The sequence below is a fragment of the Paenibacillus phyllosphaerae genome, from assembly GCF_014192105.1.
Lineage (GTDB): Bacteria > Bacillota > Bacilli > Paenibacillales > Paenibacillaceae > Paenibacillus_Z > Paenibacillus_Z phyllosphaerae.
The window spans coordinates 785,636-802,124 of the sequence record NZ_JACHXK010000001.1 but is presented as its reverse complement, the minus strand read 5'-3'; the positions used below and the strand labels follow the sequence as shown (position 1 = coordinate 802,124).

The 16,489-nt window shown below is 58.2% G+C and carries 14 protein-coding genes; 8 read left to right on the top strand and 6 right to left on the bottom strand.

Features of this window, described 5'->3' with window-relative positions; translation table 11 throughout:
* Positions 1–50: 50 nt before the first annotated feature.
* From FHS18_RS03295 to FHS18_RS03285, 3 genes are all read left to right on the top strand, one after another.
* The gene (locus FHS18_RS03295; RefSeq protein ID WP_183596921.1) at positions 51–1,475 is read left to right on the top strand and encodes an aldehyde dehydrogenase family protein; all 1,425 of its coding nucleotides are present in this window, start codon (positions 51–53) and stop codon (positions 1,473–1,475) included.
* 202 nt (positions 1,476–1,677) lie between these two features.
* Positions 1,678–3,090, top strand: a complete 1,413-nt coding sequence (locus tag FHS18_RS03290; protein ID WP_183596919.1) for an MFS transporter — start codon at positions 1,678–1,680, stop codon at positions 3,088–3,090.
* Positions 3,091–3,383: 293 nt separating this feature from the next.
* Complete coding sequence (locus tag FHS18_RS03285; protein ID WP_183596917.1) at positions 3,384–4,451, top strand: S-layer homology domain-containing protein; 1,068 nt, start codon at positions 3,384–3,386, stop codon at positions 4,449–4,451.
* 88 nt (positions 4,452–4,539) lie between these two features.
* On the opposite strand, the gene FHS18_RS03280 is transcribed toward FHS18_RS03285, so the two are convergent.
* Positions 4,540–5,475, bottom strand: a complete 936-nt coding sequence (locus tag FHS18_RS03280; protein WP_221401174.1) for a LysR family transcriptional regulator — start codon at positions 5,473–5,475, stop codon at positions 4,540–4,542.
* Between the two features lie 73 nt (positions 5,476–5,548).
* On the opposite strand from FHS18_RS03280, the gene aroC reads away from it, so the two are divergent.
* Positions 5,549–6,607, top strand: coding sequence for a chorismate synthase (gene aroC / locus FHS18_RS03275; RefSeq protein WP_183596915.1), 1,059 nt, complete (start codon positions 5,549–5,551; stop codon positions 6,605–6,607).
* Positions 6,608–6,791: 184 nt separating this feature from the next.
* On the opposite strand, the gene FHS18_RS03270 is transcribed toward aroC, so the two are convergent.
* The 5 genes from FHS18_RS03270 to FHS18_RS03250 all read right to left on the bottom strand — a co-directional run bounded on the left by FHS18_RS03270 (position 6,792) and on the right by FHS18_RS03250 (position 12,905).
* Positions 6,792–8,282, bottom strand: coding sequence for a sugar porter family MFS transporter (locus FHS18_RS03270; protein WP_183596913.1), 1,491 nt, complete (start codon positions 8,280–8,282; stop codon positions 6,792–6,794).
* Positions 8,283–8,504: 222 nt separating this feature from the next.
* Positions 8,505–9,869: an AraC family transcriptional regulator gene (locus tag FHS18_RS03265; protein WP_183596911.1), complete on the bottom strand. Its 1,365-nt coding sequence runs from the start codon at positions 9,867–9,869 to the stop codon at positions 8,505–8,507.
* Positions 9,870–9,874: 5 nt separating this feature from the next.
* Positions 9,875–11,323 carry a sensor histidine kinase gene (locus FHS18_RS03260; protein WP_183596909.1) on the bottom strand — a complete coding sequence of 483 codons (1,449 nt, stop codon included), beginning with the start codon at positions 11,321–11,323 and terminating at the stop codon, positions 9,875–9,877.
* 3 nt (positions 11,324–11,326) lie between these two features.
* A complete protein-coding gene (locus FHS18_RS03255; RefSeq protein ID WP_183596907.1) occupies positions 11,327–12,328 on the bottom strand; it encodes a substrate-binding domain-containing protein in 1,002 nt (333 codons plus the stop codon).
* A gap of 100 nt (positions 12,329–12,428) precedes the next feature.
* On the bottom strand, positions 12,429–12,905 hold the full coding sequence (locus tag FHS18_RS03250) for a PilZ domain-containing protein (protein ID WP_183596905.1): 477 nt from the start codon (positions 12,903–12,905) through the stop codon (positions 12,429–12,431).
* 343 nt (positions 12,906–13,248) lie between these two features.
* On the opposite strand from FHS18_RS03250, the gene FHS18_RS03245 reads away from it, so the two are divergent.
* Genes FHS18_RS03245 through FHS18_RS03230 form a run of 4 tightly spaced genes read left to right on the top strand, consistent with a single transcriptional unit; the run spans position 13,249 to position 16,462 of the window.
* A complete protein-coding gene (locus FHS18_RS03245; RefSeq protein ID WP_183596903.1) occupies positions 13,249–13,767 on the top strand; it encodes a MarR family winged helix-turn-helix transcriptional regulator in 519 nt (172 codons plus the stop codon).
* Between the two features lie 14 nt (positions 13,768–13,781).
* Entirely contained in the window at positions 13,782–14,855 is a 1,074-nt protein-coding gene (locus FHS18_RS03240; RefSeq protein WP_183596901.1) for an ABC transporter substrate-binding protein, read from the top strand.
* Positions 14,856–14,876: 21 nt separating this feature from the next.
* Complete coding sequence (locus FHS18_RS03235) at positions 14,877–15,665, top strand: ABC transporter ATP-binding protein (protein ID WP_183596899.1); 789 nt, start codon at positions 14,877–14,879, stop codon at positions 15,663–15,665.
* Positions 15,666–15,676: 11 nt separating this feature from the next.
* Positions 15,677–16,462, top strand: a complete 786-nt coding sequence (locus FHS18_RS03230; protein WP_183596897.1) for an ABC transporter permease — start codon at positions 15,677–15,679, stop codon at positions 16,460–16,462.
* Positions 16,463–16,489: the final 27 nt, after the last annotated feature.

The window sequence follows — 16,489 nt, the reverse complement described above, 5'->3', positions numbered from 1 at the left end:
TCGAGGGTCCCCTCGAATATTCCCTCAAAGGGAAGGAAAGGGCGTTTATTATGAAGAAACAAAATCTTTTAATCGGCGGGCGCGAGGTCGAAACAACGCGCTACACGCCGCTAATCGCGCCATATTCCAAAGAAACCATTGCCGAGATCGCCGACGGCGGGCTGGAAGAAGCCAATCTGGCCATCGAAGCCGCTGCGGCAGCCAAGCCGCTTATGCGCAAGATGCCTGCCCATAAGCGGGCGGCTATCCTGGAGAAACTGGCCCGTCTGCTGACCGAGCGCAGAGAAGAAGCGGCCAGACTGATCGCGCGAGAAGCAGCCAAGCCGCTGAAGGCTGCCTATGGCGAAGTCGACCGCACGATCCAGACCTATCAATTCGCCGCGGAGGAAGCGAAACGCATTCACGGCGAGACGATCCCGCTCGACGCAGCGCCGGGCGGCGAAGGCCGCTTCGGCTATACGGTCCGCGAGCCGATCGGCGTCGTTGGCGCGATTACGCCGTTTAACTTCCCGATGAATCTGGTGGCGCACAAGCTCGGCCCGGCCATAGCATCGGGCAATACGATTGTACTGAAGCCCGCGCCGCAGACGCCGCTGTCCGCTTACTTTATCGCGGACCTGCTGAAGGAAGCGGGGCTGCCGGATGGAGCATTGAACGTCATCACCGGCGATGGCAAGCTGCTCGGGGAGAAGATCGTGACCGATCCGCGCGTCGGCATGATTACCTTCACCGGAAGCGCGGGCGTCGGTACGAGCATCCGGGCGATGGCCGGCCTCAAGCGCGTGACGCTGGAGCTTGGCTCGAATGCTGCGGTCATTATCGATCGGGGCACCGACCTGGATACGATCGTGCCGCGCTGCGCCGTAGGCGCATTTTCCAACCAAGGTCAGGTATGTATCTCGCTTCAGCGGATCTATGTAATGGAAGAGGCGTATGAGGCGTTCGTCGAGAAGTTCGTCGCCGCCGTACAGGCATTGAAAGTGGGCGATCCGTTGGACGCCGATACCGATGTCTCGGCGCTCATCGCGGATCGTGAAGCGGCACGCGCGCTCGATTGGATCGAGGAAGCGCGCAGCCTCGGCGCTTCGGTTGCATGCGGTGGAACGGCGGAGAACGGCGTCCTGCAGCCAACGGTACTGCTGAATGTACCGTCTCCTGCGCAAGTGTCGTGCAAGGAAGTTTTTGCGCCGGTGGTGCTGATCAATAAGGTGAATTCGATCGAAGAAGCGATTGAACGCGTCAATGATTCCTCCTTCGGCTTGCAAGCGGGCATCTATACGAACGATCTGAAGACGGCGATGGATGCGGCCGAACAACTGCATGTCGGCGGCGTGATGATCAACGATATCCCGACTTTCCGCGTCGATCATATGCCTTACGGCGGCGTGAAAGAAAGCGGCATCGGCCGCGAAGGCATCAAATACGCGATCGAGGATATGACGGAGCTGAAGCTCGTCATCTTCAACCGCAATTAACCGTTCAGCCATTCTTCGGCAGCAGTTATGCGCCGGGAGTGGCTTTTTCGCATGGACAATTAATCCTCCGTCAGCATAAGCTTGCAATCCCCAATCCCCAATCCCCAATCCCCAATCCGCAAGTTAGGGTGCGGCTTCCAATCGTGGTATGATAAAAACCTAAGGAAGTTCGGATTTCAAGCGGGGAAAGGAGGGCTCTCCTATGGTTCGCAATCGTTGGCTCATCTTGGCCAATGTCTCGGTCGGCACGTTCATGGCGACGCTTGACGGCAGCATTGCCAACGTCGCGCTGCCGACGATCTCGGAACAGATGGATACGCCGGTCCACGTCGTCCAATGGGTGCTGACCGCCTATCTGCTGACGATCTGCGCGACGCTGCCGATCATGGGCAAGATCTCGGATATTTTCGGCAGGAGCCGCGTCTACAACTACGGCTTCCTCTTGTTCGTGTTCGGCTCCGCGCTATGCGCGTTGTCCGTGACGCTGCCGATGCTGATCGTCTCGCGCGTGCTGCAGGCGCTCGGCGCTTCATGCCTGATGACGAACAGCCAGGCGATCGTCGCGGAGGCTTTCCCGGCGAATGAACGCGGGCGGGCCATGGGCATTACCGGAACGACGGTGTCGCTGGGTTCCTTATCGGGTCCGGCGCTCGGCGGCGTGCTGGTCGGACAGCTTGGCTGGCCGTCGATCTTCTGGATTAACGTGCCGATCGGCATCATCGGCTTTATAGCCGGCTTGTTCTTGTTGCCGAAGGGGGAGCGGAAGCCGCGAACGGAGCCATTCGATTATACCGGCTCTGGACTGTTCATGGCGGGCATGGTGCTGTTCTTGTTCATCCTCTCGAACGGTCAGGATTTGGGCTGGCTGTCGGCGGCAACGCTGGCAGGCGGATTCGGCTCGATCGCGCTGCTGGTGATGTTCTACCGGGTGGAGAAACGGACGAAGCACCCGATGCTGGACTTCAGCCTATACCGCAACCGCACGTTCGCGATCGGCAACGTGACGGCGATGTTGTCGTTCGTCTCGCTGTTTTGCATGAACGTGATGATGCCCTTTTATATGCAGAATCTGCTCGGTTTCACCCCGGAGCAGACGGGCTATACGATGATGATCTATCCGCTGACGATGGCGGTGATCGCGCCGCTCTCGGGCTGGCTGTCCGATCGGATCGGACCGAATCTGCTGACGACGGCAGGACTTGCGATGAATGCGCTCGCCTTCGCGCTGCTTAACACGCTTACCGCGGATGAGAGCGCTTGGCTGATCGGGCTGCATCTGGTGCTGTTCGGCGTGGGCGGCGGTTTGTTCCAATCCCCGAACAACGCGAGCGTGATGAGCGCGGTCCCGCGTCAGCAGCTTGGCACGGCCGGCGGCTTGAATGCGCTGGTGCGCAACGTGGGCATGGTGATGGGGATCGCGATATCCGTCTCGCTATACACGACGGTGCTCGGGCGTTACGGCGCAGTTCCGGAGAGCGCCGAGGCGGATGCGGCCATGCTCGCTGCGCTGCATACGGTGTTCTGGACGGCGGCGGGGATTTGCTTGGCCGCGCTTGCGGTCTCGGCACGGCGTCTCCGGACTAAGGGCACGCTAGAGGAGCAGCAGAGAGCGTAACCAAGACGAAGAAGAGAGTCTCTTTGAGGGACTCTTTTTTTTGTTCACTACGAATTGTATCGAAAATTCGCGTTAATTGTCGGATGTTATCAGATGAAAACGTAGATAAACAGCCAATCACACGAATTTACACACTTTAGAAAATCTAGCTATTGATACGATGTGTAACGTGCGTCTATAATAAAAACATGATCCGAATTGCTGAAGCGGCGCTGACGTTTGCATGGACAAGCTTGGGCCGGATCCGCACAGAGCGTTATCAAATCAGCTGGCGAAAGGGTGTCGTGCTAGACATGTTCAGAGGCAGAGGCAGAAGCAGCAAAATCGTATTGATCGGAATCGCACTCCTTATGTTGTTCTCCATGGTTCCACTAACGGCGATGGCGGCCGAACCGACTTTCACGTTATCGGTAAGTCCGGAGACATCCTCGGAAGGGCAGCAGGTGAACGTGAAAGTCATCGGCTCCGATCTGGCGGATGTGTATGGTTATGAGCTTAAGCTGACGTTCGACGCGCAGCAACTTAGCTACGTCAAAACTGTAAGCGCATTATCCGGCTTCTCGGTTCCGCCGAAAGATACGACGGGCGGCAAGCTGGTATTCGCGCACACGAAGATCGGCAACACCGCCGGCGTGAACGGGACGGTTGAACTGGCGACGATTACGTTCACGGCTTTGAGCAAGGTAGCAGGCGAGGCGCTCGTCACGCTGGACAACGTGAGACTGGTTAAGAGCGACCTGAAAGCATCCGACGTCGCCGCCAAAGCGACCGCGAACATCAAAATTACGGCAGTCGAAGAAGTGAAGCCGATTACCTTCACCGACCTGGACGGCCACTGGGCGAAGAACGCGATTGAACGCGCAGCAACGCTCGGTATCGTGAACGGCTATACGGATGGAACGTTCCGTCCTACAAATAACGTAACCCGCGCTGAATTCACGGCGATGATCGCCCGCGCGTTCTCGCTGGAGTCCGCAAGCGGCGTAACGCCTGAATTCGCCGACGCGGCACAACTGCCGAACTGGGCGAAGACGGCGATCGCGGAAGCGGCAGCGGCAGGCATCGTAACCGGCTATGCCGATAAGACGTTCCGCCCGAACCAGCTCATTACGCGGACCGAGATGACTGCGATCCTCGTACGCGTGCTCGATCTGCAGCTGGATGCGAATGCGCAGCTGACGTTCGCGGATACGGACAAAATCGCGGCATGGGCACGCCCTTCCGTTGCGGCAGCCGTTAAAGCCGGCATCGTGAAAGGGAGCGGCGGCAACAACTTCACGCCGATGAGCAACGCCAGCCGCGCGGAAGCGGTATCGGTCATCATCTCTGGCCTGGACTACCTTGCAGCGCAGCAGCAATAAACGAGTACACGCGGCAACGCGCACGATTAATCGTGCGCGTTGTTCTGCGTTTATAACGGTTGTTAAGGCGAACGGGTCTACATTATCGTTATACGCGGTCATCCTGCTGCAATAGCTGAAGGAATCGCTCGGCTGTAATCGACAGGGAAGCATCCTGCCTGGTGACGATGCCGATCACGCGCGGGGGAATGGGAGCGAGGAGCGGCAGCTCGAACAGCGTGCCCTCCGCCAGTTCCTGCTGCACGAAGGCGCGGGTCAAGAAGGCGGCTCCGTAGCCCCGCACCGCGAGCTCGATCAGCATGTCCAAGCTGCTCAGCTCAATATCGACTTCCGCGCTCACGCCTTGGGCGCTCAGCCACGTGTCGACGAACTGCCGCGTGCTGCTCCCGGGGGTGAACAGCAAGAGCGGAATCCGGGTCAGCTCCAGGACGGACAGCGGCTGTTCGGATCGTGCTTGATAATTCCGGCCGACGACGAAGCAATCTTGAATCTCGCATAAGGGACGAACCGCGAGCTCCGGATCCGAGAGCGGCAGGTGGACCAGTCCGATATCGAGCTGGCCGTTCTTCAGCCGGCGGGCAATGTCGGAGGTGCTGCCTTGGGAGAGGCGGATGCGCACGCTCGGGTGATCGGCGTGGAAGCGATCCAAGGAAGGCAGCAGGAGATGCTTGATCATCGGGCCGCTGGCGCCGATGCGCAGTTCGCCGCTCGCGAGATTCTTGATCGCGTGGAGCTTCGATTCTGCGGCCTCGAGCAGCGTGAACGACTTCTCCACATAGTCGAGCAACGTTGCGCCTTCGGGGGTAAGCGCGACGCCTTTGGAGAGACGGTCGAACAGCTTCACGTCCAGGCTGGCTTCCAGCTGCTTGATCGCATAGCTTACGGAAGGCTGCGTAATATGGAGTTCTTGCGCGGCTTTGGTCAAGTTGCCGAGTCTGGCCGTCGTCAGGAAGATCCGGTACCATTCCGAATTGATGATGGTTGTGATATAGAACACCTCTATGACAAATGTAATGAATTTCAATTTCTCTTATGTCTTGAACCGAATTATAATGGACATAACGATTGAGGTCAAAAAGATTCGGGAGGCATATCAGATGGCAGGAAGCACATACGGTGAAGTTTTTAAGCTGACGACGTTCGGAGAATCGCACGGGGAAGCGGTCGGCGTCATCGTCGACGGCGTTACGCCGGGCGTAGAGATCGATAACGCCTATATTCAGAAGCAGATGGACCGCCGGAAGCCGGGACAATCCTCGGTTACGACGCCGCGCAAGGAGTACGATACGATTAATATCGTATCCGGGATCTATGACGGCAAGACGACGGGTACGCCAATGTGTATCCTGCTGTACAATACCGACATGAAGCCGGAAGCGTACGATGACATTCGCAACGCGTTCCGTCCAGGCCATGCGGATTACACGTACCTTCAGAAGTACGGCATTCGCGACCATCGCGGCAGCGGCCGCGCGTCCGGCCGGGAGACGGCAGGCCGCGTAGCGGCAGGCGCAGTCGCGCGCAAGCTGCTCGAACGCCGCGGCGTCGAGATCGTCGCGTACACGAAGTCGCTTGGCGGCATCAAGTGCGAGACTTACGATGAGAGCTACATCGAGCAGAACCCGGTGCGCGCTTGCGATCCGGTCGCAGCCGAGAAGATGATCAACCGCATCCATGAATTGGCAGCAGCCGGCGACAGCTGCGGCGGCATCGTCGAATGCCGGATCCGCGGCGTGAAGCCGGGCATCGGCGAGCCGGTGTTCGACAAGTTGGACGCTGAGTTGGCGAAGGCAATGCTCTCCATCGGCGCGGTCAAAGGCATTGAGTTCGGCGCGGGATTCGCGGCGGCGGAGATGCTCGGCAGCGAGCATAATGACCCGATGGACGCGAGCGGATTCCTCTCCAACAATGCGGGCGGCATCGTCGGCGGCATCAGCAATGGCGCGGAGATCGTGTTCCGCGTCGTCGTGAAGCCGACATCGTCGATCTCGAAGCCGCAGCAGACGATGAACGTCCGGGGCGAAGAGCAGACGATCGTAACGATCGGACGCCACGACCCGAGCATTTGTCCGCGCATCATTCCGGTTGTTGAGGCGATGGCGAGCATCGTGCTCGAGGATCTGTACAAGCGCCAAGGCGCGCTGCACGATCAATAGGACAGAAGGCTTTGCCGATGGGAGCGTAGTGCTCTTGCCGGCAAAGCCTTTTTTGCATCGTATGAGGTGAGGATGGATTGCGGCGGTGCGACGAATGAACCCGCCAAGGGAGTCCACTGGTACGACAAAGCCCGCCGGACCCTTAATGGGCGGCGGGCTTTATTGTTGGCTGCTAATGAATGGATTATGCAGCGTTCTTGTTGTCGCTGCCTTTGTTCTTGTTCTGCGTCCAGAGCGCTTCGATTTGCTCGAGCGACTTGCCTTTGGTCTCGGGTACGACGCGCCACGTGAACAGCAAGGTGATCAGCGACATGATGCCGAAGACATAGAACGTAGGGCCTGCGCCGAACGAGTTCAGCATCGGCGGGAACGATTGGGAGACGACATAATCGGCTGCCCAGAGCGCCATCGAGGCGATTGCCGTTGCCCGGCCGCGAATGCGGTTCGGGAAGATTTCCGACAGAATAACCCAGACGACAGGTCCAAGGGAGACCGCGAACGATGCGACGTACAGCAGAACGAAGATCAGGACAAGCGGACCGGACGTATGACCCGTCTGGAAGGCGATCCCGATGACGAGCAGACAGACGGTCATCGATGCCGATCCGACGAGCAGCAGCGCTTTGCGGCCGACTTTATCGATCAGCCACAGCGACAAGATCGTGAAGATGAAGTTGATGAAGCCGACCAGAATGGTCTGGTAGAGCGACGCGTTCGTGCCTGCGCCTGTTTCTTTGAAAATTTCCGGCGCATAGTACATGACTGCGTTAATGCCGGTTACTTGCTGCAGCACCGCCAGTACGACGCCGACGATCAGCGCCAGGCGAAGGCCCGGGTTGAACAGTTGGCGAAGCGAGCTGCTTTCTTGACCGAACGATGCTTTGATGTCGAGCACTTCCTGCTTGGCCAATTCCTCGCCATGAATGCGGACCAGAATCGGCAGAGCTTCGGCGGGGCGGCCCTGCTTAATGAGCCAGCGCGGGCTTTCCGGTACGAAGAACAGCAGAACAAGGAAGAGCAGGCCGGGAACCGCGCCAACGCCGAACATCCAACGCCACCCGTTCTCGATGTCCCATGCATGGTCACCATAGTTTGCGATGCCGGAGTTGATGAAATACGTCAAGAAAATACCGGTTACCGTTGCGAATTGGTTGAACGCAACCAACCGGCCGCGGTATTTGGCAGGGGCGATCTCCGCATTATAGAGCGGGCAGAGCGTCGAGGTGAAGCCGATCCCGATCCCGCCGATCATCCGCGCAATAACGTAGCCGGTGAACGTGCCGGGGATGGCCGAGCCGATCGAGCCGATCACGAACAGCAGCGCAGCGGCGATGAGCACTTTTTTGCGCCCGAAGCGGTCACTGGCGACGCCGGACATCGCAGCGCCGACGATACAGCCGACGATGAGACAGGAAACGGCCCAACCGACTTGTACCTCGCTAAGCGTGAATTTCTCTTCCATAAAACCGACGGCGCCGGAGACGACGGCCGTATCGAAACCAAACAATAAACCGCCAAGCGCGGCAACGATGGAAACAAGCGTGACGAACTTCATGCTAACCCCATCCTTGGGGGTCTGAATCGTGGATTCCACAGGTGTTGAACTCCCTTCATTTGAACTAGCTTCGTCATTATAGCATGGGGCAAACGCCCGCAAATGAAGGATAAACAGCATTAAAGCGGCGTCTTCCCGCATATTTTTGAGGCGGGGTTCAGGAGGATAGGCGCAAGGTGCCATTGGCTAGCATTATGTTGAGATTCGGGGACAAGAACGTGCTAGTAGAGGGGGATTTGGGGGATGTTGGAAGGCGTGATGCTGGCGTGAGGGGGCAAGGCGTAGGACTCGCGACACAGCCGTTAACGAATCGGATCAGGCACAAGAAGCCAAGTCCGGGCGTTACCCGTGCTTGGCTTCTTTTAACGCGCTGCGGTATTCGGTGGGCGTGACGCCGGTGACTTTCTTGAAGACGCGGCTGAAGTAGTTCGGGTCGCGGTAGCCGGCGGCGAAGCAGACTTCCTTCAGGCTGAGCTGGTCGTCGGCGATGAGCGACTTGGCCCGGTCGATGCGCAGGCTGGTCAAATAGTCGATGAACGTCTCGCCGACCTGCTGCTTGAACACTTTGCTGAAATAGTGCGCGTTCAGATGCACGTAATCGGCGACCTCTTCGAGCGACAGCTCCTCCGTGAAGCGCTCCCGCATGTACTGCTTGGCCCGGTCAAGGACGGAGACGGTCTGCTGCTCGCGCTCCTCGCGGATGCGCTGCAAGGCGGAGAGCACATAGGCGCCGGTCGGGCCATCCCCGCCCGGCAGCTCCCCATCCGGAGGAATCGCAATCCCGCTGCCGCCTTCCTTCAACTCTTCAAAATGGCATACCGCCGCCCCTTCGGCCTGGCAGGTGGAGGCGAATACAGCCTCATAATACGAATGGCGGAGGCCTTCCGCGCCGTTTTGCACCGAACCGATCCCGATGCGCACCTCAAGCCCCGCGATGCGGACCGCTTGCTCGGCAAGCGATTCGGCAAAGCGAATGACCCGCTGCCGATCCACGGAAGATAGATCCGCACTAGGGACCAAGCCCCGGACAAAAATCGTCATATGGCGCTCTATCAACGAGCTGATGATGCAGGAACCCGCGGTCGACTTCACCAGCGAGCGAATACTGTCGTACAGCTTCTTGCTCTCCGCCACGTTCAACCGTTCCGGGAACGCCACTACAACCGCGCAAGCCTGCTCCAGCGGAAAATGAATCCATTCCGACAGCTGCGCGCTCCCGACTTGCTGCACATGGTCGGCCATCAGCATGAGCGCCAGCTCGTTCTCCGCCAGCGGCAGCAGCTCCGCAATCTGATGGCGCAGCGCAAGCTCCTCGGTGCGCCGCTGCTTCTCCTGCTCTAGCTCCTGTACGAGCTGCGACAGCACGGTTACGACTTGCTCGCGGCTTGCCGGCTTGACGATATATTCCTTCACCCCGAGCGTGAGCGCTTCCTTCGCATAGGCGAAATAATCGTAGGCGGTCACAAGGACCAGCTTCGCTCCCGGCAGCCGCGCCTTAATCTCGCGCAGCGCCGCAAGTCCCTGAATGCCCGGCATGTTCACGTCCATGAAAACGATATGCGGACGCAGCTCTTCGGCCCGCTCAATGGCGATCCGCCCGTTGGCGGCATGGATCACCTCGAATTGCCCGGGCATCATTTTGCTGACGATCCATTCCAATCCTTCGCGTTCGAGGTCTTCGTCATCGGCGATCAATAGGCGGTACATGGCTGCTAGGACTCCTCCTTTCTATTAGGGATATGGATGGTGATGCTCGTGCCGGCGTCTGGCTCGCTCCATACCGTGACCAGGTCGGTCCTGCCATAGAACAGCGCGAGCCGCTTGAATACGTTGCGCATGCCGAGTCCGGTTCCGCCAGCGGCAGAACGTCGTCCTGCCAATTGTCCTTCCTCCAGCCGGATGACCGCTTCGCGGACCTCCGCCGGCATGCCCCGGCCGTTATCCGAGATCGTCACTACCGCGCCGCCATCTTCGGCCGGCTGAACGTTCAGCCGGATCGTGCCGCCGCGCTCGATCCCTTCAATGCCGTGCACGAAGGCATTCTCGATCAGCGGCTGGATCGTCAGCGCCGGCAGCTCCATATGCAGGACGTCGGGGTCAGCCGAAGTCTCGAACTGGATCCGGTCGCGGAAGCGGGCTTTTTGAATGCGGATATAGGATTCGACGTGTTTCAGCTCATCCGAGAGCGGCACGGGTTGATCCAACCGCTGCAGATTATAACGGAGCATGCTGGACATCGAGACGATCAGATCGCTCGTCTGTTCGGCGCCTTCCATCAGTGCCAGCTTCGATAGTACATTAAGCGTGTTGAACAAGAAGTGCGGATTGATCTGATTCTGCAGGGCCGCCAGCTCCAGCTCCTTGACCAGACGATCCTTCTCGAGACTTTCTTTGTCCTTCTCGATCAGATGCTTCAGATCGGCTAGCATTCGGCGGAACGCATCGGACAAGGCGCCGAGCTCATCGGCGTGGCTTTTCTCCTGCGCAGGCATCGTGGAGAAATTGCCTTTGGCAATCCGTCCGGCCCAATCGACGAGCCGTGCGACGGGTCTCGTAATGCTGCGGGAAATCCAGATCGCGACCGCGATGCTGAGCGCCGTATTCACGAGGAAGACCGCCATGCCCAGCCGGTTCATCCGTTCGTTCTCCGCTTGTACCTGGGCATAGACTGGCGCATAAGCGGTCAGCTCTTGATCCACGAGTTCCGCGCCGGCCTCGCGAATAAACCCGGTGGTCTCTTCGGCTTGGTCATAGCGGGCAAAAGCTTGCTGCTGCTCGCCGGGCTTGGCCGCGACCGCCGCGCTCGCATGGTCGACCAGCGTGCTGACCAGATTGCTGTAGCTGACGAAGGCCGGCGTGCTCTCGGCATGGCCGGCCGTAAGCCCGCGCACTCGCAGCTCATCGCGCAGCAGGCCAAGGTCGCGGGAGGCGTTCACGGTCTTCGTCTTGGCGGCCTCCGTCGGATCGATCAAGTAATTATAGAGCGTCTGCAGCTGCGATTCGGAAGCTTCGGTCGTCTGCTGGACGAGCAGAATCCGGTCCATCAGCGTCTGGTAGCTGGTCTGAACGACTTTGCTGCTCTCGAACAGGAAGAACGTAATCGCGTTCGCGAGAAGCACGAGGAGCGGGAGGAAGACGAGCAACTTGGTCCGGATACTCATCGGCTACCGCTCCTCCGCCAGGCTATCTACCGTCAAGGCATCCAGCACGAAGGTGGCGGTGAACTGCTCTGCCGCGATCTGCTCGCCCTGCCAATGGCGCAGCAGCAAATCGACGGCTTGAACCCCCATCTGGCGCGGCTGCTGGATGATGGATGCTTCAATCTGACCGCTGCGAATGCCGTCCTTCGTCTCGGCGAGGTCGTCGAACGCGAAGATCCGGATATCCTCGCGCCCGAGCCGTTTGACCGCATCCATCATGCCGGCGCCGTCGAGGGCGCTGAAACCGACGAGAATGCGGATCTTCGGTTCGCTTGCGAGCAGCTCTTCCGTTTGCCGTTGGGCTTCGAGCCGCGAAATATTGGAGGAGCGGACACCGGCAAGACGAAGCGCCGGAGCCCCTTGAATCGCCGCCCGAAGTCCGGCGAGCCGCAGCTGCTGGTTGGCGGCCTGCTCATCGCCGATCAGGACGCCGATGAACGCTTCGCCGCCGGCATGCGTCTGAATCAGCTCGCCCATCTGCTGGCCGGCCTTGTAATTATCCGTGCCGACATAAGCGAGGCGAGCGCTGCCCGGCTCGTCCGTATCAATAGCGATGACGGGTATATGCTGCGACACGGCGCTATCGATCAAGGACTGGTAGGCCGGATCGACGCTGCCCAAGCCCTGCAGCAGGATGGCATCGGCTTTGGCTGCGATGGCCTTGCGCAGCAGCTTCGTCTGTTCTTCGGGATTAATGCGCAGCGGCCCCGTATATTCCAACTCCATGCCGGCGGCCTCGGCTGCCGTGCGCGCGCCTTCCGCAATGGATTGCCAGAACGGATTGTCCCGTTCCTGGGAAATCAAGACGATATGTTTTCGTGTAGCGTCAGCGTCCATGTTCGCGCCGTCCGCAGAGGGCTGCGCCAGCTTCCGGATCGAGGCCGAAGAAGAGACGAACTGCAGCAGCAGCAGCGACAGCAGCAGGAACAGGAGCAGAATGGTGACGTTCCATATGCGATTGGACACGGTTTAAGAACTCCTTGTGTTGTAGGTACAATTGCTACCATTATACCGAAACGGATCTGTTTTCCAAACGAACCGCATCTTGCCCAAAAGAAAAACAAGCCTATTCCGGCGACTCCGATTCGCCGTGAATGAGCTTGTTCTTCGTGGATTCGTCATAAAACTCATCGAGCTCTTCATCCGAACAGAAGCTGCAGCTCGATAACACATCCATATTGCGCAGCCTGGCCGTCAACTGGTTGAGGTTGCTGATCAGCTGCCGCTCCTTATTAATATCCAGATAGAACTGAATGCCGTATTCGAACAAGGCGGGCGCGATCTCGGTCTTGCGCGTGATCGCGCCGATCAGCTTGACGTTCTCGTTGAACAGCTGGAAGGAGAACTCCAGCAAGAGATTGACGTGAACCGGCAGGTTCAGCCTCGAATGCATGCGGATGCCGCCTGCGCTTATATCTTTAATGGCGATCTTGGAGTATTTGGTGTCGGTCACATTACCGCTGACAGCGATGATCTTCAGGAGCGCGGACAGCGGGATTTTGAGGTCTACTCGAAAAAACTCCCGTTTGTTAACCATTTGCATATGTTGTTCATCAGCCTTCAGGATATTTGTGGTATTTATTATACAATAAAGTTGTCCTTTTAACAGGATAGCCGGGCAAGGGATTTTTATCCAGGCAGATAATTGTAAAATTTAAATTCCTACTTTACAGATTGGAATTATTGTGATAATTTATCTTCATCGGAAATATCTTTCCAAAAAGATAAATGCCAAGAAGAACAAATGCAAAGCCTACTGGACCAACCAATGGCTTCTGACCAAGCGAGATTGCCGCTTAACGCCAGCACACGAGTGCCGACCGCGTAAGCCTTCTCGCCTTGCTCGGAAGCCTTTTTGTTTTGCGTGGAATGAGGGGGAGGAAACGATGGAAAGGCATGCGCTGCTGTCCGAACTGGACGACACCTTTCGAAAGATGATCCGCAGATTCGTTGTGGAGCGCGACAAAGTACAAATTCTAGGGGAAATCTCGCCGCCGATGATTATCGTGCTGAGCCGTCTGATCCGGGAAGGCCCGCAGAAGGCCGGCGAGCTGTCGGAGGCAATCGACTTTTCGTCGGGAGCGACGACGCAATTGTGCAACAGGCTGGTGAGCAATGGCTATATTTACCGGACGCGGCCGGAAGACGACCGCCGTACGGTGCTGCTCCACATCACGGAGAAGGGCCGCCGGTTCATGCAATGGCTGCAGAGCCATGACGACCATCAACGTTACGGCTTGTTCGAGAATTTCGATGATCGGGAGCTAGAGGCCATGATCAAGTATTGTGTCCGGATCATGGGGAATTTCGGCGATTACTTCGGGGGCTTCGCCAAGTTGACCGAGCTTACTACGGAAGAAGCCATCGGGGAAGTAGAGCAGTACCGGGAACTTAACAATGGATAGGGAGAGGGTCATTAATGAAAGTATTCATTCGCGGACAAAAACGATTCGGGTATAAAGGAACGGTATTGCTGCTCGTCGCCATGCTGACGGCGCTGCTGTCCGGCTGCGGCAACAATAGCGATTCTGCGAACGCGGGAGGAGAGGCGAGCACGGAGGCTAGCGCAGAGGCGAGCGCCGAGCCGGTGAAGGTACGTTTCGCGCTGGATACGGCGGCAACGGGTTCCTTGCAATTCCGCACGGCAGTCGCGCAAGGATTCTTCAAGAAGCATGGCATCGAGGCAGAGGTATCGAACTTCGCTTACGGGATCGACACGATCAACGCGATGCTGGTCGAGCGGGCGGATACGGGATCGGCCGCCGATTACGCCCTCTTGAACTCCCTCTCCAAAGGCGACTTCAAGGTCGTCAGCACGTTGTCCCGCGAGACGGAGCAATCGGCGGCATCGTCGGTCATTATCGCCAAGGGCGATGACATTACAAGCGCCAAAGATCTGGAAGGCAAACGCCTCGGCGTCGTGAAGGGCACCGTGTATGAGTACATCTGGTCGAAGTATCTCGAGAACGTCGGCGTCGACGAGAGCAAAGTGAAATTCGTGCCGTACAGCACGCCGGATGAAGGATTGATCGGCATGCAGAAAGGTCAGATCGACGCGGTTATCGCCGCAAGCATCTTTATCGAGAAATTCCTCGGCATCAAGGGCGCGCATCAGATCGGCGACTTGTCCGACGCCAATGCCAGCATTTCCTCCTACTTCGTCGTCCAGTCGAAGTTTATCGAGGAGCATCCGGAGGCGGTCGCGAACATTCTGAAAGCCGTCAAGGAAGCGGTCGATTATATCGCCGATCATAAGGAAGAGACGGCGCAGCTCGCGTTCGACGAAGTGAAACTGCCGAAGGAAGGCGTGCTGAAGGACCTCGAGCAGCTGACGTACACGATCGGATTTAGCCAAGAGGATTACGAACATCTCGAAGAAATGAAGAGCTTCATTAAAGACAAGGGCATTCTGAAGGTCGATTACGACTTGAAGAGCAAGCTTGCGCTGGATCCGCTCCGTGAGGCGTTCCCGGATCTGGTCACTTACAAATAAGGATCGAGAGGGGATATCGCCATGACGAGCCAACCCGCGGGCCAGACGCCTGCTGCCATCCGAATCGAGAATTTGCGCAAATCGTTCCAAGCCGGCACCGGCAGCCGCGAGCCGCATTACATCATCAAGGATATCGATCTGACGATCAAGGGCGGGGAGTTCTTCATTCTCCTCGGCCCCAGCGGCTGCGGGAAGTCGACGCTGCTCAATATGATCGCCGGCTTCATCGGCAAGACGGAAGGGCGAATCGCGCTCGGGGATAACGAGATCGAGCGGCCGGGGAGCGAGCGGGCCATGGTGTTCCAACAGGCGGACGCTTCGTTGTTCCCGTGGCTGACCGTACGCGAGAACGTGGAATTCGGGCTGCGGATGAAAAAGGTGCCGAAGGCGCGCCGCAAGGAAGTCTCCGACCGCTATATCGCGCTCGTCGGCTTGGCCGGCCACGAGAACAAATTCCCGAAGGAGCTGTCCGGCGGCATGAAGCAGCGGGTGCAGCTGGCCCGGGTGCTCGCGAACGATCCGGCGATCCTGCTGATGGATGAGCCGTTCGGCGCGCTCGACGCGATGACGCGTCGGACGATGCAGAAGGAGCTGATCCGCATCTGGCAGGAGACGAAGAAGACGGTCATCTTCGTCACCCACGATATTCAGGAAGCGATTCTGCTAGGCCAGCGGATCGGCATCATGTCGGTCGGCCCGTCGTCGCGCATTACCGATCTGTACGATATTCCGCTAGCCTATCCGCGGGATTTGTCCGACCCGAACGTGCTGGACTTGCTGAGCACGATCGAATCCCATTTTGACGAGTAGGAGTGCTTGCGATGAATCGATTGAAACGAATTCTGCAATACGGCGTTCTGCCATGGCTGGGCGCATTGCTTATCTGGCAGCTGGCTTCCATGCCATCGAACCCCGATTTCCTCCCGGGTCCTTACAGGACGCTGCAAGGAGCGATCGAGCTGGCCCAGGACGGCTCGCTGCTGACCTACATCATCTATAGCTTCTACCGCGTCTTCACGGGCTGGCTGCTCGGCAGCTTAATCGCAATTCCGGTCGGGCTTGCGATGGGCCGCATCCGCATCATCCGCGCCATTACGGAGCCGATCCTGAACTTCGTCCGTTTTATCCCGGCGCTGGCCTTCATTACGTTGTTCATGCTCTGGTTCGGCATCGGGGAGCAGTCCAAGATCATTCTCATCATGTACGGCACGATCTTCACCGTTATCATCAATACGATGACCGGGGTGCTCGCAGTCGAGGAAGACAAAATCCGTTCGGCGCGCAGCATGGGCGCTTCGGAGTGGCAAATTCTGCTCCATGTCATTATTCCGGCGACGATTCCGTACATGTTCACCGGCGTGCGTCTGGCGATGAGTACCTCGTATATGGCCATTCTCGGGGCCGAGATGGTCGCAGCCAACGAAGGCGTCGGCTTCCTGATCTGGAACGCGCGGCTCTACTTCAAGACCGACTGGATCTTCGTCGGCCTGATCGCGCTTGGCCTGATGGGCTTCGCGACGGATCGCCTGCTCGGCTTCATCGGCCGCAAGCTGCTGTATCGGTACGGCATCGTGTTCACCAGCTCTTCCGCGCGTAAGCCGGCTTAACGAATCCATAACGAATCTAATCTACCC